This is a genomic window from Amycolatopsis sp. TNS106 (assembly GCF_019330265.1).
GTDB lineage: Bacteria > Actinomycetota > Actinomycetes > Mycobacteriales > Pseudonocardiaceae > Amycolatopsis > Amycolatopsis lurida.
On record NZ_CP024972.1, the window covers coordinates 7,415,622 to 7,438,826 of the forward strand.

Below are 23,205 nucleotides of genomic sequence, written 5' to 3' on the forward strand. Positions count from 1 at the left end.
TATGACGGGCCCAACCGGAAGCCCGGAAAGAGGGCCGGATACTTGGTCGCGGTCGTCTGCCCGATTTGTTCAGCGGCCTATCGGCTTCGTGACCTGGGGCTTCGTACTTACGCGCAGCTGATGGCTCCAGAGGAGCTGCTGGATCCCGCAGCAGATTTCGATCTGGACTGTGACGCAGAGCCCGGTGAGCTGCGTATCCGCTCCATCCGCGCCGACGAGGTCGACGGCTATGTGCGTGCCATTTTCGCCAATCGAGACGCTCGGGTCATCGCATCCGGAAATGGCGGCTTCGAACCTGTTGTTGTCGAGCACCGTCTCCTGCACTGGGTCAAGACGACCAACCCCCAAGCCAGGATTTCCCGGCAGCCACCTACTGCGGATGTAAAGGTGTTGATGCCTGCTTCGCCCGACTTCGAGCCATTGCGAGCGAAGCTCGACGAAGCAGGAATCGCTTGGCGGCAGGTGCGTTATTGGTTGGAAGACGAGGTGATCTCAACGGTCGGCCCCGGCGGGGAATTCGGCCCGTTGCAGGTGGTACCCGGGCAGGCCGGCACGGATGGACGCGCTGCCCGTGACGCTTTCGAACTCATGTGGCACGCGCATGCGAACCCCCACTTGACGGAGTGGACGCCGATTGAAGCCGGTGCGCTGGTTCCTGGCGAGTGGGTGCGGTACTTGCCATTTCCGACCTTCAATCCGGCACAAGCCGAGGCGGCGCCGGTGATCGCCGATTCGAAGGGCAATGTGATCGTGACCGCCCCGACCGGTGCGGGCAAGACGGTGATCGGCATGCTCGCGGTGATCAAAGCGCTGGTCGATCAGGGAAGTAAGGCGGCATGGCTGGTTCCCCAGCGCTCACTCACAGATGAACTCGAACGAGAGCTCGCGTCGTGGAAGGAACTCGGCCTGAAGGTGGAGCGACTTTCCGGCGAGCAGGTCACAGATCTGAAGAAGATCCGTGAAGCCCACCTCTGGGTCGCCACGACCGAGAAGTTCGAGTCGGTGTGCCGCACCGCGTCGATGAGGGAGGCACTGGCGGAGGTCGCCTGCCTCGTCGTCGACGAAATCCACCTGCTCGGGGACCCGGTGCGGGGTCCGCTGCTCGAAGCGCTGCTCGCACGGGTCCGTGGAGGTGATTCAGGCGTCCGGATCGTCGGTCTCTCGGCCACCGTCGCGAACGCCGCCGACATCGCCACGTGGTTGGGCGCTCGTCTCGTCGCGACATCGTGGCGGCCGAGCAGGCTCACCTGGCAGCTGCCTGTCATACGCGGTGCAGGCAATCGCGCCATGGAACAGACTGCGCGTACCGAAAAGGCCGTCGCGATCACCGAGCTCATCAGTCGCGATAACGGAAGCGTACTGGTGTTCTGCGGCAGCAAACGTAACGTTCGAGCCACCGCGCTCGCCATCGCTGCCGCACGTGGTGCCGACACCCGTGGCGTTCACGCCGACGATCTGGACCGTCTCGAGCGGGTGTGTACTTCTGCGCGGGTTGGGATCCACTACAAGGAATGGGAGTACAAGTCGGCAGCGGAACGAGGTTTCCGCGCGCGCGAACTCGACGTGCTTGTTGCGACGACCACTGTCGCCGCCGGCGTGAATCTGCCCGCACGCGCGGTCGTCGTCCGGGACACCCAGCTCGGCACGGCGACCATCGGCGTCGCGACCGTGCAGCAGATGTTCGGCCGAGCCGGCCGCGTCGGTGCTGGGGAGAGCGAAGGCTGGGCGTACCTCGTAGTCGCCGAAGAAGATCGCTCCGCCTGGCAGCAGCGCCTCGTCGATGGCTACACGGTGCGCTCACAGATCGCGGGCACGCTGCCGGACCATCTGCTTGCCGAGGCTGCCCAGGGCCGCATCCACAGCGTGGCCGACGCTGAGCAATGGTGGCTTCGAACCTTGGCCGACCACCAGGGCACACGCGATGTCGCGCCGGTCCATGCCGCACTCGACCTCCTCTGTGAGAGAGGTTTCCTGACCGAAGTTCCACAAGACGACGACACGGTCACCCTCGCCGTCACAGAACTGGGAACACTCACCACGAGGCTCATGGTCGGAGTGCAGACCGGAACCGACATCGCCAGCTGGCTCGCCGAACAGAATGTTCCGGACAACCCAGACGATGCGGAAAGATTCTTGGCGCGCGCCGTCGGCTCTCTGGTGCCGCAGTTCGCTGAAGCACCGGTCGCCGATGAACTGCGCCCACACGTCGCTCGGTTACGGGATGCCGGAGGCCATCCTGATCGTGTCGATGGGCAGCAGGGCCCGTCATCAGGGTGTGATCCCGGTGACCTCGCGCAAGTCGCTTTCCTGCTCGTCGCCAACTCCCCGGAGATGTTCACCCGAGTGCGGCGGAGCGTCGGCGGGATCCCGGCTTCGATCCTCTACCCGATCTTGACCGAGGCGCCGCGGTACTTCGCGTGGCTGGCAGAGCAAGGACGCCTCGGCACGGTCCACCCATGGATCGCCGTCACCGCGGCCGACCTCGGCCGCCGGATCCGGTGGCGAGCATCGGCTCCGCCGCGAGGCGCGGGACGCCTGCTCTGGATATGTGAACAGATGGCGACCCGAGAACACGCGGATCGTCTGGTGCCGCAGCTGTACGACGCGGCGCGTAGGTCCGGCGTGAGCAATCCCGATTGGCCGATCGGCGGAACCCCTCGGCTTTGCCGCTTGGATCGCACCGGCTATGTCGGCCTGCTCCGCGATCGATGCACCGGCGCCGACGTGCGCCCCGACGGTGATGCCCACGTAGTCGTCGAAATGCCGACAGGGTCCGGCGTCGTGATCTGGGCTGGTGACGAATATCGGCTATCCGAGGACGAAGGCTGCCTCGCCTTCCCTGCTGCGAATGCTGGGGACTCGCAGGGCGTGGCCGTCTTCAGCCCGCGTGGGGACTACCACTGTCACGGTTGGGCAGCCGCGTACAACGGAATCCTGCCCTGACTGGGCCGCTCCTAAGGTAGAAGCCTGTTGACGACGCTAACGGCTTGAAGGTTGGTCGGAGGCCTGCGGCGTGTACAGTCTGTCGCATGGCTCTGGAGTCTTCATCGCTGGTCACGGCCGCGGAGATCGCGCAACTGGCAAAGGTGACGCGAGCTGCTGTCTCGAATTGGCGTAAGCGCTATCCGGACTTCCCCCAGCCGTCAAGTGGGACCGGCGGCCGAGTCCTGTATGCGCGGCCTGAGGTGGATGCGTGGCTCAGCCGCCACGGCAAGAGCGATGACGTTTCCCTTGAGGTCCTGGTTTGGCAGGCTCTGCGCAGCGAGTACGACGAGGACGTGCTTTCGGGCCTCGCCGACATCTGTGACCTGCTGCTCACCGGTGAGTCCAAAGTGTTGGAGCCGGGGCTTCGGTCGTTGGTCCTCGACTTCGTGGAAGAACGCTCATCGGCCGAGGTGGTTGCCGCACTCACAGAGAGGCTTCTTGGCTCGTCCGGGCGGGCCGCCACGGACCACGGGTCGTCGGATCGTCTCATTCAGGCGATCCGCCATTTCGCCGGCCAGGTCGGCGGAACTGTCTTCGATCCGGCTTGTGGGGTCGGGTCCCTGCTGCTCGCACTTGGGAGCAGTCAGGGAACGACGCTGGTGGCTCAAGAGCTGGACCCGGCGGCCGCGCGGTTCACGTCCTTGCGCGCGGCGATCGGCGGGAACGCTTCTGTCACGATCAAAGTCGGTGACTCGCTCCGGAACGATCAATGGCCTGACCTCCGTGCGACGCTCGTAGTGTGTGACCCGCCGGTCACTGTGGCCGATTGGGGGCGTGAGGAGTTGCTTCTCGACCCTCGATGGGAATTCGGCGTGCCTACTCGTGCCGAAAGCGAGCTGGCCTGGTTGCAGCATTGCTACGCGCACGTCGCGCCCGGTGGTCAGGCGGTGGTGGCGATGCCGGCTTCCGTCGCTTACCGGAAGGCAGGGCGCCGGATCCGGGCGGAGCTGGTCCGCCGCGGCGTAATAGCCCAGGTCGTCGCGTTGCCGTCGGGGGTGGCGGTGTCACATTCGCAGCCGGTTCACCTGTGGGTGCTGGCACGGCCGGCCGCCTCGGGCCCGGCCACGCCGTCCGTGCGTATGGTGGACCTGTCAGTCAATGCTCCCGAGGGTCCCTTCGAGCCGGAGCCGGACCAGGTCGTGGATGTGCCGCTGGTGGACCTGCTCGACGAGGAAGTCGACTTGACTCCTGGCCGTCATGTCCTTGCGTCACGGATGGATCACCTGGCCGACTACCTCTCCACCTGCGATCTACTGGGCCGTCGACTCCGGGAGCTGCGGGGCTTGTTGCCGTCGCTGACGTCGGGACCAGGGACGATCGACGGTGCGACGGTCAGGATGGCCGACTTGATCAGAGCCGGTCTCGTAGAGGTTTCCGACGGTGCGGCGGTGGCCGTCACTGATCAGCTCGACACCGGCTACTTGAACGGGTTCCTGCGCAGTATGGCGAATGCCAAGCGTGCGACCAGTGGCAGCGGTAGTTTCCGGGCCGATGTCCGTGGTGCACGCGTCCCCCAGATGAGCATCGATGATCAACGGACCTATGGTGATGCCTTCCGTGCGCTCGACGACTTTGAACGGCGTCTGGCCGATCTCGCGAAACTGGGTGAGCGGGCCGCTTCGCTGGCGCGCGATGGCCTGACCCATGGCACCCTCCTTCCCGAACCGGAGACGCCCCAGCAACCACGCCTGACGGGCGACAGCGCCAGGGCTCAGTAGCGACTGTTCGTAGTCGGCAGGAACGGGCTGGCTGCCCCACTCCAGGAGACTGCCAGTGCTTCGCGAGCTCGGGTGCATGCCACGAAGAGCAGGCAGCGCTCTTTGAGCAAATCGCTCTCGTGTTGATGACGATCAACCTCCAGCGGCGTGATCTCCTTCGCGAACGGAACGGCCTTTGAGGTCACCCCGGTCACTGCCACACAGCGGAACTCGAGTCCTTTCATGGCATGCATGGTGGCCAGCCGCACACCGACTACTCCGGCGTCCGGCTGATTCCGGACCCGAACGGCGGGTATCCCCGCTGCGTTGAGTCCGTCATGCACCTTGTCCAGCATCAGGTTGAAGCGGGTGCAGACGGCGATCTCGCTGGGGAGCACGCCCTGTTCGATCCATTCTTGGACGCGCTGCGTCAGCCCCATGACCTCGGACTGCTCGGAGGGATGACCGGCAAGGCTCGGCCGTTTGCCGTGCAGTAGTGACCGGTAGCCAGCCAGGTGATCGTCACCGTCGCCGCTGAGTTCTTCGACGGGCGTCCCGGCCATCACGCCGGTCGACCAGGCCAGGATCTCAGCTGTGCTGCGATAGTTGATGCGCAACCGGCTGCTACGGCCGGCTACCGAGATGCCGAGCGCCCGGAGGGAGACGCGCGAATCGTAGATGCGCTGGTGCGGATCACCGGTGATGAAAAGGTCATCCGGGCCGGTCGGCACCGCGGCGCGCAGTACTCGCCATTGCGCCGGATGAAGGTCCTGTGCCTCGTCGACGACCACGTGATCGAAGCGGTGCCGATCGGGGCCGTCGAGTATTTCGGCTGCGTGGACACAGACCTCGAGATGAGTGGTCTTACGTGCAGCGCGCAGTTCCGCGAGGAACATCTCCACGGCACGCCAAAGCTGCTTTCGTTGTGCCGGACGCAGCGCCGAACCGCGGCCGCGCCGCTCGACGAGCAGGTACTCCGCCTCGGTGGTGACGTGCTGGGCGAGCACGACGTGGCGGAATTCCTGCATCAGGAACTGTTCGGACCACGGAAGTTCGAGCTGACGGACGATTCGTCGCCAGACCTGCCGCTCTTCGGTGTCTGTGATGGGGGAGGGCGCCACTCCGGTGGTATCCCGGACAACACGATTCGCGAAGGCATCGACTGTGGTGACCTGTACTCGGGCAAGCAGCTCGTCGTCGGCAAGAAGGAGGGCCAGGTTCTCGCGCAGAGTTCGGGCCAGCGCGTTGGTGAAGGTGGTGAGCAGGACTTGGCTGTCCGGAGAACGGGACAACAGATGTTTGACGCGGTGCAGAGCGACCACTGTCTTACCGGTACCCGGCCCGCCCGTAACCTGCGCTGGTCCGTTGAAGGAGACCCTGTAGGCGACGCGGCGCTGGGACGGGTGCAGAAACACACGCCATGCAGCGAAAGGCTTGTCGAGGATGTCGGCGAGCTCATCCGGACTCGTGACGAGCGTGATACGGCCGGCCGTGTTGACGATTGCCCTTGCCAAACTGTCGTTCGTGTCGTCGACGACATCAGTGGGACGGCGTTCGCCAACAACGTCCCGGTAGACCTCCTCCGGCGTGAAGCCCTCGGCGAGAAATTGCAAGACCTCGAACTGGTCCTCGGGCAGCAGACCGCCAAATGCCTCAAGCTGCGGCTTGTCCGTGATCGCCCGTGCAGCGCGTAATACCTGGTCGTCGATACCGAGGTCGCGCAGCACGGTGTCAGAATGCTTGGCGAACAACAGGCTTCGCGCTGCAGCTGCTGCCTGTTCCAGCGGAGGGGTCAGCTCCTCGATGGCCACGACGTTCCGTACCTCGAGGGCTCGCGTGGCGGTATTGACGGTGTATACGCGCTTGGCCGCCCACGTGTAAGCGTCGTCGTGAGGTACCACGTTCAGCAGCAGGAAGATGTCGCTTCCATCGTCAGGGGCGAGGACGACACCACGCCAGAAGTCGGTGATCCGGATGGTGCGCATCCGTGGATCCCGTGACTTGTCCACCGATTCCAGGTGTAGGCCCTTGTCAGCATACAGCTCCGCGACGGTCAGCAGCTGGAACTTTTCCATCGCCTTGCGCACGCCGGCCTTGACCTGCCTTTCCAGCACGTCATAGGTCTGCCAGAAACTGTTGGCGAACGCGAGGTGCGGCATGGTTCAGGATCCTATCTCCGGATCGAGGTGACGGGCCAGGCCTTCGATCTCACGACGCAGTTCTGTCGGTGGCAGGTCGAGTTCGATCGTGTGTTGATGGATGGTGATTCCCGCGTGTTTGACGTGGTGAGAACCGTGCGCGGCACTGCCTTTTGCATAGATGAGGTGGCCGTTCGAGAGATTCAAGGCAGTGCAGTATGCCAGCATCTGGTAGAGGTCGGCATCGGGGAACCCATCGGGTTTCTCGGCTTTGTACTTCGCGTCAGCGACAGCGATCGGGGTTCCATCTTCGGCATAGCGGACGAAATCAGGGATCACGCGAATGGCGTTGCGCTCGTCAAGGTGGTGTCTGGCCTGCAATACACAGTAGCCGTGGCTCGTGGCCAGCGCGTCACGCAGCGCTGTTGTGACGAAGTCTTCGAAGACCCGTGCCATGTCGAAAAGGAAACCGTTCACCGTCACGTCCCCCGGGTCGTGCTCGACCGAAGCTCCGCGTAGAACGATGTCGGCCAACCGCAATGCCCGGTGGTAACGCGCGTTGAGTCGACTCGGTCGCCACGGTGGCAGGTTGTCGCCGCGTCGGATTGGCGTGATGTCAGCCAAACGGGCGCGTAGTCGCAGCAGTCGTCCGCGAACGGCGTCGGGAATCTCGTCAGATAGACTGAGCAGCCGTTCGCATGCGGCGCGAATCAAGCGGTTTTCGGCGATGTCACTGGTGAATTCGTCGTGTCCGATCTCCAGTGGGACGAGTCGGCCGTGATGTCGGCGAACCTGCTCCGACATGAGAACCCGACCACGCATCACGAGAGCGGTCTCCTCGGTGTGCCGGTAACCCTTGAGCAGTCCTTGACGCAACGCTTCGCCGGCCTGTGCGGTGAATAGCCGTGCGAGCACCGGAAGCAGGTCGCTGTCTTCCTTTACCTGCACATCATCGGTGCGCCATCCCTTCGCGCTCCTGCTGAATCCGATGAGGAACAGAAGCCTGGCAACGGGAATCTTCGGCGCGATCCGGAGTGTGACCGTGCCACCGTCGGGCACGTGGATTGTGGCCACTCCGACCGTACCTTTGGCTCGCACACGCCATTGCCCGGCAGCGAACGGGTCCGGTGTTGCTTCGACAACCCGAGAAGCGGCGAGCGCGCGACCGGCGAGGTCATCGAGTGGTACCGACACCGTGGCGCCGTGCTCAGCAAGCCGGAGGACGGTCACGGTGGAGTGGGCTCTTCCGCTTGGGGCAAGGGTGCGAGGGAAGCCCGGAGTGCGCGCAAACCGTACCGCTGCTCGACGTTCACGCCCTCGCCGTAGTGATGTTCTTCGAGGAGGGGGAGAATTTTCGTCCGCCAGGTGCGTTCCAACCCGCCGTCGCGGTAGACGCCCTTCTTCATCAGGTAGGAAGGGCCGACCTGGAAGTCCGGGTCGGTGATGCGGGCGTTCACGGCTTCGAGCAGGTCTGCGGGTTCGGTGTTCCGGCCTTCCCGGTCGAGCCAGCGGCGCAGCAACCCACTGGTCGGCTCCGTCCCAGGGGAAAGCTCGACGAAAGAGAAGCGGCGGCGCATCGCGGCGTCGACGAGTGCGATGGAGCGGTCGGCCGTGTTCATGGTGCCGATGAGGAACAGGTTCGACGGCAGCGCGAAATCGTTGCCCGAGTATGTGAGCCGTACCGACTTGTTGCGGTACTCCAGCAGGAAGTACAGCTCGCCGAACACCTTCGCGAGGTTGGCCCGGTTGATCTCGTCGATCACGAGAAAGTGAGGTACGTGTCGGTTGCCCTCGCGGGAAGCAAGGTCGGCGAGTTCGCGTAGCGGCCCGTCGGTGATCCGGAAGGCGACCTCGCGAGTTTTCGGATCCTCCTGGGGGCGGAAGCCTTCGAAGAAGTCCTCGTAGGCGTAGGAGGGATGGAACTGCACGAGCTTGACTTGCTCGGGGCCGCCACCGAAGTACTCGGCCAACTTGAGCGCCAGGTATGTCTTGCCGGTTCCCGGCGGTCCGTAGAAGATGAGCTGCCGATCGTCCCAGAGCAGATCCCGGACTTCCCGAAGCCACTCGACGTCGTGGACGAGCAGCTCATCCGCGAGTTCCTTGGTCGGTTCGGGCAACTCCAACTCTCGGCGAGCCACCAGCGCGGCCAGCTCCGCGCTGGAATCCCCCTCGGACTCCTCGGCTTCTTCTGACAGCTCCTGGTCACTGCGGCCGAGCCCGGTGACGAGCGCACCGACTGATGTGAGGTCGACAAGGTCGTGCTGGATGGACAGCTTCTGCTGAAGTTCCTCTGGGAGTTTGTCGTAGGGATAGCCAACGCTTTGCCACTCCGCAGGGCGTCGGAGGTTAGACCGCGCTCCGTCCGATGCGATCTGCTCTGCCTCGCCGGTGATCTCGCCGACGTACAGCAGTCCGTTGGAGATCGTGCAGACCGTGTCGCCCGGTTTCATCTTCGAGAGGAACGCGTGTACTTCCTCGACGAGCCGAAGTCGCTGGCTGTAGGTGAGGGTGGACTCGTAGTCCTCGTCGACGATGGTCCGGAGCTCGTCCTTGGTCGTGCCTTGTTCGAGGCCGTCGCGCAGGCGGCCGGCTGCGACGCTCACCCGTCCTTCAGGCAGCCACAGCCGTTGGACGAGGTCGAAGCCGGACACGTTGGATCCGCGGACCAACCATGTCCGAGCAGGGCCATGCGATGGGGACTTGATGTAATCGCCGAGCGGATAGCCGTCGGCTGTCTTCCATTCAAGCCAGCCGTTGGCGGCCCGGCCGAGCAAGATCTCTGCGGCGGCGGAGGGGGAATTGCAGGTGATGTCCTCGGTCGTCTCGAGGTGGTTCGTCCATGTGCTCGAATCGATGATCTTGCCATCAGCGATGAGTCGCTTTCGAAGCGCGTCGGACGAGTTCATGTGGACCGGGAACGACGGCATGACGTTCGGCCGAACGGGAGAACCTCTGCCAACGACGAACTTCTGGCTGCCGTTGGTGCCTTTCTCCGCGAGCAGACGCCCGCGTGCGATCGGGCCGCCGCGAGGTAGGCGGAGCTGGAACTCGGGGTATTGGTCGGCCATCAGGCTTCCTCACCGGACGCCGTGTCGGTCGCTGCCGGGTGGCGGGGGCCGTGGCCAGGAGGCGGATTGAGAGTGGAGGTGTAGCTCTCGCCGTCGATCAGTGGCGTGGTGAGGCTGACTCCGGCAGCTGCCATGCGGTCGTACTCGGCGAGGATCAGGTCCTTGGTGCGGTAGGTGCCGTACTTGGCGATCTCGTTGTTCTTGAGGCCGCCGCCTGAATCAGACTGGAAGGTCTCCAGGATGTAATCGGTGTCGGTTCGGTCGATCCCGTATAGGTGGAAGAAGTACGCGTCCAATTCCGCTCGGATTTGCGCCCGGCGTTCTTCATTCCACTGGAATGGTTCGCCGATATCGTCGAGGTCGCGCGCGAGACCTGCCATGTCATAGGCGGTGTAGACGAGTTCGATGACACGTGCTGTGATGAACGAGAGGTGTGGTTCCAGCATCTTAGGGGTAGGCACAGGAAGCTGCTTCCACACATAGTTTCCCATGCTGATATTGCCGATCTTCTGTCGGCTGACGTAATCAAACACTAGTGAACTCTGAATGGAAATGAGTGCCGCGGTGAGGGTTGGTGATACAGCTGGTAGCATTAACGGAAACTTCTCTACGGCGGCGCTTCGTGGGATAAATGCGGGAATGGCGGTCCTGGCATCGGTGGCTCGGCATACGTCGCGCCATCCGCAAAGCCAGTCCCTGTTCCATTTAAGCTCGTCGAGCCGTAGTTTAACGCCCGCAACCTTGACTACCTTGTTTCGCCTTTTGGTTGTCACAAGTCCGTCGTCTTGGATCCAGTATCGCGGGGCGGCTGCTATTGATGGGTCTTGCTTCTCGGCTGACGTTAGGTGGCGCCGTTCCGAATTTCCAGTACCGTAGTATGAGTTCCATCGGTGGTCAAAGTGGTGAGACATCTTACCGTCGTACACTGGCAGCATACGCTCGTTTCCGCGAGTATATACGTTGCCAATCAATTTCCAGTTCTCTGCATTCAGTTGTTCTTGTGTTCTATAGAGATCGGAGTCGTCTGTTGTATGAAATAGAGTAGCCTTGATTTTCATTTTCCACGGATTTACCGCGTCGGGAGCGTCATCATGTAAAATTGGGACTTGACTGTAAATTGACAGTGTGATCGCCGCGTCGCGGCGACTTCGGAAAATTGGCAGGCCCCCGGTGTTGGGGCTAATTAACGAAATCTCTTGGGGGGCAAGTGCAAAGATGCGTTCGGGGTCATCCAGGTCCGCAGTGTCTGCGAGAAAGAAGGAAAATTTCGAGACTTGCTCATGAATGTTGCAACCCGTGAGAGACAGTAGGCAGAATTTGTAACTCGCGTGCACCCCTATGAAGAGTGGTTTGCGGTTCTCGAAGTCATAGAGGTGGGAGATGGCGCCGCGCCGTGTTAGGTCTCCGAATAGGTACTGGGCGCCCGCGCCTGTTGCAATTGCCGTCGGTATGATGCAACCGATTCGGCCTTTGGCTGAGGAAATCGAGGTAAACCGCTCGGTAAAGAGATGGTCAGTCTGCAACATGGTGACTCCCTTTAGGGATAATCCCTTGCTGCACAGTGGGAACGCTCCGGAGCTTCCTGTGAACAAGAAAGTGGACTTCTGCTTGCGTCGTTCAGCGCGGTAGATCGTGGCTGCGGCGGGGTTTTCCAGTTCCCATTCACGAATGCGGGTGCGTCGAGCGGTGCCGGAGATCGCGGCAATCGACGGTTCAACTACGCTGAAGTATTTCTTGTCCTCGAAGTCGACCTTGTCCCACGGCGGATTTCCGAGTACACACGAGAAGCCGCCCGCCCAACCGGTGGCGGGATCCACTCCCGTGCCGTCCTCGGGGACAGCGAAGACGTCCGGGAACGCCAGATGCCAGTGGAAGAAGTGGTATTGATCGCGTAGTCGGACGATCTCCTCGTGGGTGGCTTGAGAAGCAGCGGATGCGGCTGGATCCTGGAGGGCGCGGAACACGTTCTGGGTGACCGGTGTGGGGGCATCCCTGGTCTTGTACCACATGAATGCCGCGCACCATGCGTCGGCGATATGCCGCGCATGCTGGTATGCGCCAGAGGCTTCCCAGTCTCGATAGTCCACGGCTTGCTGACGAACCTCCGCGAGGTTGCTGGATGGCGCGCTCGTGATGCGCTGAAGGCCGGAAGCGAAAGCGGCGTTGGCCACCTTCACCTCGACAGGCAGGTCGAGGGATAGCTGACCGGCCTGTTCCTTGTCGTTCATCCTGCTCAGGAGCCTCGCGTAGGTGTCGTCGTCTCCCTCTACGCTCTTAAACGCCGTGCTGGGAATACCTCCTCGCAAAAGGGCGGGCGTTGCTCCGATCAGTCCGTTGCCGTGCTTGATGTGAGCGTCGAGGAAGCTGAGAGGCGTGCCCGGTTCCAGTGCTTCCAGCCACAGGGCGACCTTCGCGAGTTCGACGGCCATGGGGTTGAGGTCGACGCCATAGACGCATCGCGCGATGACCTCGTGCAGCGCATGCCGGACTGCATCGAGGGTAGGCTCCGGGTTGTTCTCCCGTACCGCGGCCACGCGTTTGGCGATGCGACGGGCCGCGGCAACCAGGAAGTGGCCCGAACCACAAGCTGGATCGCAGACCGTGAGCGACAGCAGTTCCGCGACGATGTGTTCAGCAGGATCAGGCACACCGTCAGTGGACGCGCGCTGTTCACCTCGTTTCTGCGCGTCGTCGATAACCGGGTCGAGAGTGGAGTCGAGCAGTGTTTCGATCAAGGAGCTCGGCGTGTAATACGACCCCGTCTTCTTACGATCGTTGCCGAGGCGGTTGATCAGCTCGAAGGTGCCGTCGACGGCGCTGTGCTTGGGGACGGACTCCAGCAACGACTCGTAGATGGAACCCAGTTCCTCCGCGCCCATGTTGCGGTAGTCGACGGGACGCCAGCGGGCGTCGTCCCGTACCCGGGACAGGTGCCGGACCGCGGTCAGCAAGTACTCATTCGACAGCGATAGCCCCTGCAACGGAGCATCAACGTCTGTGTCGTCGAAGATGCCGCCGAGGCCGGGCAGGCCCAGTTCGGGCCGGCCGTTCTCATCACCGAGCGCGTCGAGAACGATCCGCAGCCCTTGATAGAGATCGTCGTGTGCACTACCGCGACGACGTCGTGCGTGGTTCCGCAGCCGTGCCGTCGAGAAATAGGCGGCATAGCGCTTACGAGCTTGCACACCGGCCTTCGGATCGTGCAGTGCTTCCCGGTCTTCGGCGACGAAGACGAACAGCAGGCGGTAGACGAGCCGAAGTAACGCGTTGTGGAGCGCGGTGACGTCGACGTTCTCCCGCAGCTTGGAGTTGGCCGGGTGCTTGAGAAAACCCGTACCGAGCGTCGTGATCGCCTGCTCCACACCGTCGCGGAGATGGTCCAGGGCTCGCGTGCCGGAGGTGATCGCGTCGAGTCGCCACTTCTCGAGCCAGCAGGTCGAGGGTGCCGCGCCTTCTGCTGTATCGAAACGGGAAACGTGCAGCAGCCGGTACAGCAGGACGAACTCGCTGAACAGCTCGCCGTCGAAGATGGCTTCCAGGTCGAACTCGACGTACGAAGCGGTGGCGAGAGCGCTGGAGTCGCGGAGCAGCCGGAGCTGACGGCCATTGGTGACGACACCCCACAGGTGAGCGTCCGCACGGTTCAGGAGCTCCTGAACCAGCGATTGGGGCGGCACGGTGCCGGCGCCACCTGGCCGCTTATCGAGGGACGTACTCCATGCCGTCAAGTGAACGGGCACGTGGTTCCAGCGGTGGCTGACCGGGAACGTCTTGGTGCCGTCGTCGGATGTGATACCCGAGGCGCCGAGCGCGGTCAGCGCGCCGAAGCCGAACTCGTTGAAGAGCGGCATGAGCCATTGGGTGACGGCCAAGCCGGTGGGGTCGGCCGGTGCGTCGGCGTCCGGAGCGACCGGAAGCTGCTCCCGCAGTTCAGTCCAGACCGACTTGAGGTAGTCCCAGTGTCGCTCGGCTTCGTCGCGTACGGAACGCGCGCCGACAACGTGGTAGTCGGCCGGTCGGCTGCCCTTGACGTCCTTGCCTTCGGAAATGCGCACCAGCATGTCGGCCGGCAGCAGGCCGCCGATGGTGTGGACCGCGGAAAAGACCTGGTTACGAGTGACAGCGGACATCAGGCGACTCCTCCAGCGACCGGCAGGTAGACGTAGGCGCCGAGAATGTCGGCTGGCTTCTGGGCGGTGACGTTCACACCACGGACGATCTCTGCGGACGCGAGGCGAACCCGGCGATGCGACGCGAGTAGCTCGGCCGCGAGTTCGTCTCCGTAGGCCTCAAGATGTGGCTTAGTGGCGGGCAGGGCGTCAAGTACTCGGGCCATGGTCCGGGCGCCGAAGTCCCGGTCGGTGTTCTCGTCGGCGGTCAGGTCCAGCAGGCGGATGGCTTCCTCGCCAGACAGCCAGGTCGCGTTGGCAGGCGCTCCCTGGAAGGCGACCAAGCGGGCGTCCTCAGCGACCAGCTGTCGTTCGCCCACCCTGGACGGAAGAGTGAGGTGGAAGCGATACCGCACCAGCAACAGAGTCGTGCGGGTGCCGACGCCCTTCGTGCGGATCACACCACACCGCCGGGCCGGCCGAGGCCCACCCGCCTTATCGTCCAAAGCTGCATTGAGGACGAAGCCCGCGATCGAGCCGACTACCGGGTCAGTACGAACTAAGGCCGCTTCTCCGCGCGCCACAGCCGCAGTCGCACGAAACGGAATCGGACGGCCTCGTTCGATCGCTTCACCGCCGACGACTGGAGCGAGAGCGTCCCGGAGGCCGACAGGTGCACCGCTTACGTCCGCGGTGAAGTCACTGCCTTCGTTCCGCAGGACAGCATCCAGTGCGGCCAGTGACTGCCGGGTGAAGTCCCGGACCTCGTCGGCGCGTCCCAGCGTCTCCCGGATGGCGGTGACTTCCTTGGCGACTTCGTCCGGGCGGATGGCTCGCTGAGCGAACCGAGAGCGTGAGGTCGTTTCCCGTTCGGCGGCGGACTTCCAGTCCGCGTCCAGCTGTTCGGCCCTATCGTTGATCGTCTCCATCTCGAACAGGCTCGCCTGCTCCGGCCGATCGTTGCGCATCAACAACCATTCGACGATCGCGTCCGTGACGCCGGACGAGGCGGCGTCGGGCACGGAGACCGAAATACCCAGGTCCTTCCGGATCTGTCGGTGCTTCTTGATGAGGACTTCGAGGACCTTGCCGTCGATGCCGTTGTCGCTGCCGTAGAGGGTGATGACCTTGACGGTGTCCCGCTTCTGACCGTAGCGGTCGACGCGGCCCTCTCGCTGGTCGTGCCTGGTGGGATTCCACGCCAGGTCGTAGTGGACCACGGCGTCGAAGTAGTGCTGAAGGTTCACACCCTCAGACAGGCAGTCGGTTGCCACCAGTACGCGACGGGCCGCAGCGTCGTCCCCGGCCTCCTCGGCCAGATCCTCGATGCGCTGCAGCCGCTGTTGAGGGGACAGCGTCCCCGTCACTGCGCGCACGACGGTCTTGCGGCCGAGCTTGCCTTCCAGATGCTCGGCGACGTACTCGGCTGTCGGGATGTAGCGGCAGAAGACGATCGGGTGATAGCCGTCCGCGAGGAGTGCTTTGAGTTGCTTGACCAAGGTCGCCAGCTTGCGGTCCTCGTCCGTGCCTTCCAACAGCAATGCCCGTTCGGCGAGTTCGGCGAGCCGTGCGCCGGCTTCCTCGGTTTCGGCGCCGGGCGCGACGTCGAGACCTTCCAGTGCGTCGCTGTCCGCGGCGTCCCGGGTCAACGGAGCACCGAGCCGGTCGGCTTCCTCGGCGCTCGCGGCGGACGCTGCGGCGGACCGGGTTCGCAAGGTCTGCGTGGCGGCCCGTGGCGAAGACACCAGAGAGCGCAGCAGTGCGATCGCCGACCACCAGGCGATCCGCACCTCACGTTTGCCCTGGTCGCCGGCAGCTGTCACACGCTCACTCGCGTAAGCGATCGCGTCATCGAGCAAGGCGCGATAAGCCGGAGTGAGCTTGTAGGTCTCGTCTTTGAAGAAGCGGTCCGATGGAAACGCGGTGTCCTCACGCAGGTTGTCGTCGGCTAAGCCGTCGTTCGTCGTGAGGAATTGGCGTACGTCGGCACGCTTGCGCTGTACGAAGTGTGCCGCTAGCAACCGGCGGCCCGCATCAGTCTCCAGATGGGCCTCGGCGAGCTCCGGCTTGACCAGACCGAGGAGTGCGCGGAAGGCGCTTTCTTTGCCGCTGTGCGGGGTCGCGGTCACCAAAAGCAAGTGTCGCTCAGTATCGGCCGCGACCTTCTGCAGCAGTTCGTAGCGCAGCTGATTTTGTTTGGACGTGCTGTCATCGGCGGTGACACACGTGTGTGCCTCATCGACGATGACGAGGTCCGGGCAGTGTTTGACGAAGTCATCCCGGTGTCGGGTCGACTTGATGAAGTCCGTGGAGACCACCACATGCGGATGCCTATCAAACAGCGATTGGCCCAGGTCGAGCCCGCGTTCCAGCCTGGATACGGTGGAAGCCAACACCAGCTCGGCGTCGATGCCGAACTTGGTGCGCAGCTCGTCTTGCCACTGCTCGGCCAGGGCGGGTGAACACAGTACTGCCAGGCCTTTCGCGCTTCCCTGCGCGAGGAGTTCACTGGCGATGAGGCCGGCCTCGACCGTCTTGCCGATCCCGACGTCGTCCGAGATCAGCAAGCGCACGACACGCTGTCGCAAGGCCATCATCAGCGGGACGAGCTGGTAGGCCCGTGGCTCGACGGCGATCCCCGCCAGGGAACGGAAGGGTCCCGCGCCGGAACGGAAGCCGATGCGCAAAGCGGAGCGGAGAAGACCGGCGGCGAGTGCATCGCCGAGATCGTCCGCGGATGGGGGCTGGAACTCGGCGCTCCGTACATCCTCGAAGGCGGGGAAGACCGCCGCGACGTCGTCGTCCGCGCCGCCCAGCGGGCGCAGGACGAGCATGTCGTCGGCACTTTCCGGCAGTACGACCCAATCGCGTCCGCGTGCGGAAACCAGCGAGCCAGCGGTGAAGGTGGTCATCAGGTAAATGGTCTCTTTCGCTTGTCAGACGCCCACGCCGGGCCCGAAGTAACGCTCGAACTGTTTCGCGATGGCCGACCAGTCAGCGTCGTGCGGGAACCGCACCACGTCCCAGCCCTTGTCGAACAAGCGCTCCTCCGCGTCGAAATCGCGTTGCGCCACTGTCGGATACTCGTGTACCGGGCCGTCGACGAAGACCGCGACGTTCACGCCTTCCAACCGGTAAACGTAGTCAGGCCGGGCCAGAGCCTCGGGCACAAAGGTCTGGGCTTCATCGGGAAGCCGTAGACCGCGCTCCTTCAACCACTGGATGAGCCGAACCTCCAGTTGGGTTTCCGCCTGATGCCCGAGGCGCGTCAATTGTTCCGAACGCGATTCCCCCTGGCCCGTGGTCAGAGCTTGGGCACTGGCGAAGCGCAAGAGTAGCTCCCGAACGGAGTGCCGGTCGATCGCACCGTGGTTGCCCTGGTTGCCATAAGTCAGAAGGCATTCGTAGCAGCCCTGTGCACAAAGCCGGTTGGGGTGCGGGCCCCCCAGGTCCGTGCCGTCGGCACCGAAGTGGCAGATTTCGAGAGCCATGGCCGCTGCACGCCTCAGCGCGTTCGGATCCGACTGCATCAGGCGTAGTACGCCGGCGCCACCCTCAGCGGCTTCGGTGAACAGGATCCGGTCTCGCGGGCCGTCGTCGGGTGGCAGCAGCTCGCTGGTCAGTTCGGAGTCCTCCAGCTCGAAAGCCGCTTCGATTCCCCGCTCCAAGGCGTACATGAGCGAGAGCGCCACCGGTTCTTCCAACGGGTCGGTGAGCTTGAAGACCAAGATGTTGCGGCGATCTTCGACGTAGGGGATCACGCGTTTCTTGCGGCGTGACTCGTTGCCGTCGGCATCGATGACCGGCATCTCACTGGAGTCGCCTGACGCGTCGGCGGCATCGCGCTCGTTCATCCATCGACCGTCAGCCGGGTCCAGCCAGAAGCCGTCCGGCTCGTCGACTTTGGCGCGTAGGCGGCCGACGTTGGTGATGCGCACAGTTGCTGAATCACCGTAGGCCACCGTGGCGATCTTACCGTCGTCGTCGGTGATGAGGGCGTCCCGACGGCCGGGCCGGGCGCCGTGGTCGTGGAACCGGTACGACGTCACCAGCCGGAAGCCGGCGCGACGGCGTTCCTCCTCGTCGGAGGAAATCCGCTCCCGCCGCTTGGTGTAAACGGTGCTCAGCTTGAGCAATCCCACTGTCCGCTCGCGCAAGGGCTCGGCGCACATCTGACACTTGTCGGCGTTGACCTGTTCGTCGTGGTGATAGCCACAGGCCGCACATCGCCTCGCGGTCGAGGTGACCACGTCCCCGGTTTCATCGGGCGTCAGCTGGATCCGGGTGACCTGATAGCGGGCGCCTTCGTGGTAAATCAGCGCGCCAGGGCCGAATTCGCGGATGGCGAGAAAACGCGGGCGCTGGAGGTAGTCGCCGTCGCCGAAGCGGCGGCCGGAGGTAGGGATGTAGGCGGCGAGAGGCAAGCGAGGAAACGAATAGCCCGGCAGGAAGCCTTCGCTGGCGAGATAGCGGTAGGGGTTGAAGTCCGACAGTACCGAGTTGCTGTCAGCGCTCTCGTTCTTGAGCAGATTGAGCTGTGTCTCGGCTTCTTTCCGGCGCCCGACGGCGATTCTGCGGTCGCGTTCGGAAAGTGTGTGGTCCAGCACCCGACGGTTCTGCTCGGCCTGATCCACCAGCGCGGCTTTGAACAGCTTGCGCCACCGGTCGAAGCCTTTGTCGAATCGTTCGCCGGCCGCGCGAGCCGTTTCTTCGAGCCACTGGTCGTGCCACCACGCCGTTTTCGCGAATTCGGGCAGCAGCCCGCCGAACACCTGGCGAGCGGCCGTGACGGCGCGGTGCTGCGCATCCGCGTCGTGCCGCTTGAGGTCGACGTCCTCATGGAGGGGGAGCGCCGGATTCGGCAGCCGGGCGTCTTCGTTGTAGCTGATGTCGATGATCTCGGGGATGGCACGGCCCAACTTGAGGTCGGACTCTGCCAGCCAGATGGCTTGGACGTGTGAGCGCACCAGATCCTCGTTCGTCAGGTCCAGGCGCGGCCGGTTGATGATCCCGGCGACCATCCGATCCGAGCGTCGGAAGTAGTACTGGTCATGACTATTGCCGGTAGCACAATAGGTGGTGACCAGGGCTGGTTGTCCAGACCGGCCCGCCCGGCCGCTGCGCTGTGCGTAGTTCGCGGGTGTTGGAGGGACATTGCGCATCATTACCGCGTTCAGTTCAGCGATATCGACACCCAACTCCATCGTGGGGGAGCAGTACAGCAGCTTGAGTTCCCCCTTGCGGAAGGCGTCTTCGCGACGTTCCCGCTCTAGAGGGTCGACCTGAGCAGTGTGCTCCCTCGCCGCCAGGCCGCCGAGCGCGCCGGCCGCGCCACGGTAGAGATCGCGGAAGAAGGTATTGACGCGTGGGCCGTCGCCGCTTCCATACGTGCGCGTCAACGGGTCGTGCGTACCTGTCTCGCCAGTGCCGGCTTTCCAAATCAGGCTTCGGGCGGAGACGCGGTAGCCAGTAATGGTCGAACCCGTAGTACGGCGAAACCGGCCAGAGCGCTGCGGCGTCATGTCGATCTCCGCCACCAGGCCGGCATCGCTGAGCACTTTGAGAAGATCCGCGATCACCTGCTGTGCTTCGTCGGTGGACAGCTCCTTGAAATGAACCCGGCGGAGGTATTTCCCGAACTTGCCCCGGCCCGACACGAACAGACCGGCGCGGTCCATGCCTGGCCTGGAGCCACGGGGGTAAGCGGTACCGACCTGTGGCCGATCACTCAGGGACAACACCCATGGGTCGACGAGGCGTTCTTCGCTGGCCCGCTGAAGGGTGTCGAAGTCTTCACGGAAGTGCTGTACGTCGATAGCGAGACCTCGGCGAAGGTGGTCAAGGAGGACTCGCATGATCTCCGCGCGTCGACCGGGATCGGCGTCACGCATACTTGGGTGTGTGGTCGCCCAACGGTCGTGTTCGGTGGCGAGCCAGTCCAGGTCCTCGTAGTCCATCTCCAGCAGGCCGGTTTGCTCCAGGTTGGGCATGGTGATCCGCCAACCGCGTTGCAGATCTACGTAGAGCCGGAACGCGATGACATCCTGGAGCGTCTTGGCGGCGTTGCGCTTCAGCGCGGGAGCGAGATCCGCGTTGCCCGCATAGTCTGCAAGTTCCAAACCCAAAGCCGCCGAGACACGTGACGCGATTTCCTCGTGCCGGATACCGTCTCCGCCTGCGTCAACCACCGCGCGATACAGAGCCGCGCGTAACTGCGTGATCTGAACGAAGTCGTTGAAGTGCCCTGCTTGAAGCGACGCGTCCTGGCGGTTGTCGACGAAGGTGAGCAGCTTGCGTGCCTTCTTGTCGAGGGCACCGGCAGGAGCGTCCTTGAGTGAGCGGACAATGGATGTGGACACGAGCGACGTCGCGGACGAACGTCCCTCCTGGTCCAGGGTCGCAAGTTTCGCGAAGTCCTTCCCTCTTGTCTGTTCGTAGCTCACGTTGCAATGGAGGCAGAACAGGAAAGGTGCTGGGATGAACGCCGCATCCAATTCGCCCTGACCTTCGATGCCGTATGAGTCCACCTTGACGGCGATCGGCAGGCGTTTCTGGTAGGAGTCGGCGACGACTTCCTCCCCCTGGTCGTCGATGTCGAGCCAGGATTCGGGAAGTCGTCGGTCGGCGATGGCTTCCTTGGAGCTGCTCGGCCAAGGACGGTCGTGGTCGACGTACAGGTAGCCGTCCCCGGCGCGGCCGCCGGTCGCGTTGGTGTCCCGCCGCGGCTCGTAGCGGAAGCTGCCGTCTCGCTCTTGCCGCCAGACTGTCAGGTACTCCTGCCCGCATTCACGGCAGAACGCGAGTGGCAGAAGGATCTTGCCGTTCGATCCCGGTTGGACGAGCTGGTAATCACGGGTCAGATGGCGAGTCTGCTTGTCTTCCAGCGTCACATAGACCGTGTCGCCTTTGGACAGGAACTGGTGCAGCCTGAATGCGAACAGCGGACGTTCGGTGACCGGGTGCCGAGCCTCCGAACCCGCCTTGAGAGTGCGCCGGATCGCCTCGACACAAGTCGCCTCGGGCTCTCCGCTCTCCTTGGCGAGTTCTGCCGCAGCCTCCTCGATTTTGGCAGGCTTCTGCCGAACCAGGTGACCCGAGCCTTCCGTGGCAAGGCCGAAGCGGGTCTCGATCCAGCGTGCGAGAGGATCGTTCACGAGGTCCGCGTAAGCAGTCGGGGCGTCGAGCGCTCGAAGCCGTTCTGCCGGGATTGTCAGTGGCGAGTCGTCCGTAGCGCGTACGAGGGTCTCGCCGATGACATTGTCCGGGTTCACCTCGGTGCCGAACAGCGTGGTCGCGACGTCGGCGACGACCTTCCTTTGGTCGTCGAAGGTGTTCTCGCTCGACATCGTGGCGGATGTACCCACGCATTGCACTTTTTCGGCTTGGCAAGCTTCGCGAACCCTGCGGATGAGCAGGGCGACGTCTGCCCCTTGACGACCACGGTAGGTGTGCAACTCGTCGAAGACCAGGAATTCGAGACCCTTCGCCATCTTGATCAGTGATCGACGGTCGTCAGGTCTGGTGAGCATGAGCTCGAGCATGACGTAGTTGGTGAGCAGGATGTCCGGATGGCTGTCGCGGATTTCCTTACGACGCTCATCGCTTTCTTGACCGGTATAACGGGCATAGGTCACCGGCTCACGGCCCTTGCCGTAGCCGTCGAGCAGATACTTGTCGAGCTCTTTGAGCTGGCTGTTTGCCAGGGCGTTCATCGGATAGACGATGATCGCTCGCACACGCTTACGGGCGCGAGAGCCTTCGGCCTGCCGGTCCTTCAGGACCTTGTCGACGATCGGCACGATGTACGAAAGAGACTTGCCGGACCCCGTGCCTGTCGTGAGGACGTAGGAAGAGCCGGACTGTGCGACGTCGATCGCCTCACGCTGGTGGCGGTGGAGCGTGAGCGGCCTGCCGTCGCAGACCGTTCCACCTTCGGTTTTGCCTGCCTGGAAGATACGCGCGCACTCCTGATGCAGGACTCCTTCGGCTGTCAGCTCGAGAAGGGTGCCGCCCGATGCGAAGAACGGGTTCAGCGAAACCCAAGGATCAGGCCACTGCGATTTTGCATCCAAGTCTTTTTCGACGAACTCTTCGATCCGCTTGTCGCGGATGATCGTGCCGCCTTCGGTGAAGGCGCGGTAGTCGTCGATGAGCTTCCGATGCACACCGAAAACATCCATCCCGGATGTCGATCGCTGGGCCACGGACGTGCTCGGCGGGCCGACTGCCTGCGTCCTTCGAGCCTCGGTGAGCCATTGTGCCGGATTCGAGTCATCCCACCCCGGCACGGATTCGGTGTTCTTGACCAACGACAGCAGTGTTTCGCGGACGGCGACTGCGTCGTCGGGACGGTCCGCAGGGTCCTTTGCCAACAGTCGTTCGACCAGAAGAGACAGCTCGTTGGGTATGTCAGAACGCATGAGCCGTACCGAAGGTGCTTGCTCGGTGATGTGCTTCTGGCCGAGTTCATGCGCGGACCCGCTGTGAAATGGCGGCACTCCGGTCAGGAGCTCGAACAGTACACACCCGAGTGCGTATAGGTCGGCTGCCTGCCCAACAGCCGAATCCTCGAACTGCTCAGGTGCCATGTACCGGGCGGTCCCGACGGTGACGCCGGTACTGGTGACCTTGTCGCTCTCGGTGTCGTCGATGATCCGACCCATACCGAAGTCGAGAACCTTGACGGCGCCACCGTGGAGCACCATCACATTGGACGGCTTGAGATCTCGATGCACGACACCTTGCACGTGTGCTGCCGACAAGCCACTCGCAATCTGCGCGCCAATGGCCGCGGCCCAGGATACCGGCAGCTGGGGGCGCTCCGAAATAAGGTCGCGGAGCGAACGTCCGTCGAGGAATTCCATCGCCAGGTACGGCAGCCCGGAGTCGTCCACGCCGCCATCGATGGTGTGGGGCAGGTTCGGGTGGTCGAGCTGGCGCATGATCCGAACTTCGCGAGCGAATCGTTCGGTCGTCTTGTCGGCATGTGGAGAGTCGAGGATGATTCCGGCACGGTTACGCAGAATGAGCTTCACCGCGACGATGCCGGTCCCGTGAGCCTCAGTGGCCGCCAAGTCTTCGGCGCGATGCACTTCGCCCATGTTGCCCCTGCCGACTGGGCTCAGCAGCTTGAATCGACCGGCCACTACTTCCGGATTCACTGTCACCGTCGCCCTCCCGCGATGATCGACAAGTTCCACGCGCTGTA

General features: G+C 63.5%; 8 protein-coding genes. 2 read left to right on the plus strand and 6 right to left on the minus strand.

What is annotated here, in order from left to right; all coding sequences use genetic code 11:
• Positions 1-120 precede the first annotated feature (120 nt).
• Both CVV72_RS34255 and CVV72_RS34260 read left to right on the plus strand, forming a co-directional pair.
• Positions 121-2,943 carry a DEAD/DEAH box helicase gene (locus CVV72_RS34255; RefSeq protein WP_219148150.1) on the plus strand — a complete coding sequence of 941 codons (2,823 nt, stop codon included), beginning with the start codon at positions 121-123 and terminating at the stop codon, positions 2,941-2,943.
• An 86-nt stretch (positions 2,944-3,029) separates the two neighbouring features.
• Complete coding sequence (locus CVV72_RS34260) at positions 3,030-4,703, plus strand: N-6 DNA methylase (protein ID WP_219148151.1); 1,674 nt, start codon at positions 3,030-3,032, stop codon at positions 4,701-4,703.
• Here CVV72_RS34260 and CVV72_RS34265 read toward each other — a convergent pair.
• From CVV72_RS34265 to CVV72_RS34290, 6 genes are all read right to left on the minus strand, one after another.
• The gene (locus CVV72_RS34265) at positions 4,697-6,841 is read right to left on the minus strand and encodes a DEAD/DEAH box helicase (protein WP_219148153.1); all 2,145 of its coding nucleotides are present in this window, start codon (positions 6,839-6,841) and stop codon (positions 4,697-4,699) included. The genes CVV72_RS34260 and CVV72_RS34265 overlap by 7 nt on opposite strands.
• Before the next feature lie 3 nt (positions 6,842-6,844).
• Positions 6,845-8,050: an McrC family protein gene (locus CVV72_RS34270; RefSeq protein ID WP_219148155.1), complete on the minus strand. Its 1,206-nt coding sequence runs from the start codon at positions 8,048-8,050 to the stop codon at positions 6,845-6,847.
• Positions 8,047-9,726, minus strand: coding sequence for a DUF4357 domain-containing protein (locus CVV72_RS34275; RefSeq protein ID WP_255632354.1), 1,680 nt, complete (start codon positions 9,724-9,726; stop codon positions 8,047-8,049). Before CVV72_RS34275 ends, CVV72_RS34270 begins: the two co-directional genes overlap by 4 nt.
• Positions 9,727-9,887: 161 nt before the next feature.
• Positions 9,888-14,018: a DNA methyltransferase gene (locus CVV72_RS34280; RefSeq protein WP_219148159.1), complete on the minus strand. Its 4,131-nt coding sequence runs from the start codon at positions 14,016-14,018 to the stop codon at positions 9,888-9,890.
• The gene (locus tag CVV72_RS34285; RefSeq protein WP_255632355.1) at positions 14,018-16,909 is read right to left on the minus strand and encodes a DEAD/DEAH box helicase; all 2,892 of its coding nucleotides are present in this window, start codon (positions 16,907-16,909) and stop codon (positions 14,018-14,020) included. Before CVV72_RS34285 ends, CVV72_RS34280 begins: the two co-directional genes overlap by 1 nt.
• 24 nt (positions 16,910-16,933) lie before the next feature.
• Positions 16,934-23,164, minus strand: a complete 6,231-nt coding sequence (locus CVV72_RS34290) for a protein kinase (protein ID WP_219148161.1) — start codon at positions 23,162-23,164, stop codon at positions 16,934-16,936.
• Between the last annotated feature and the right edge of the window lie 41 nt (positions 23,165-23,205).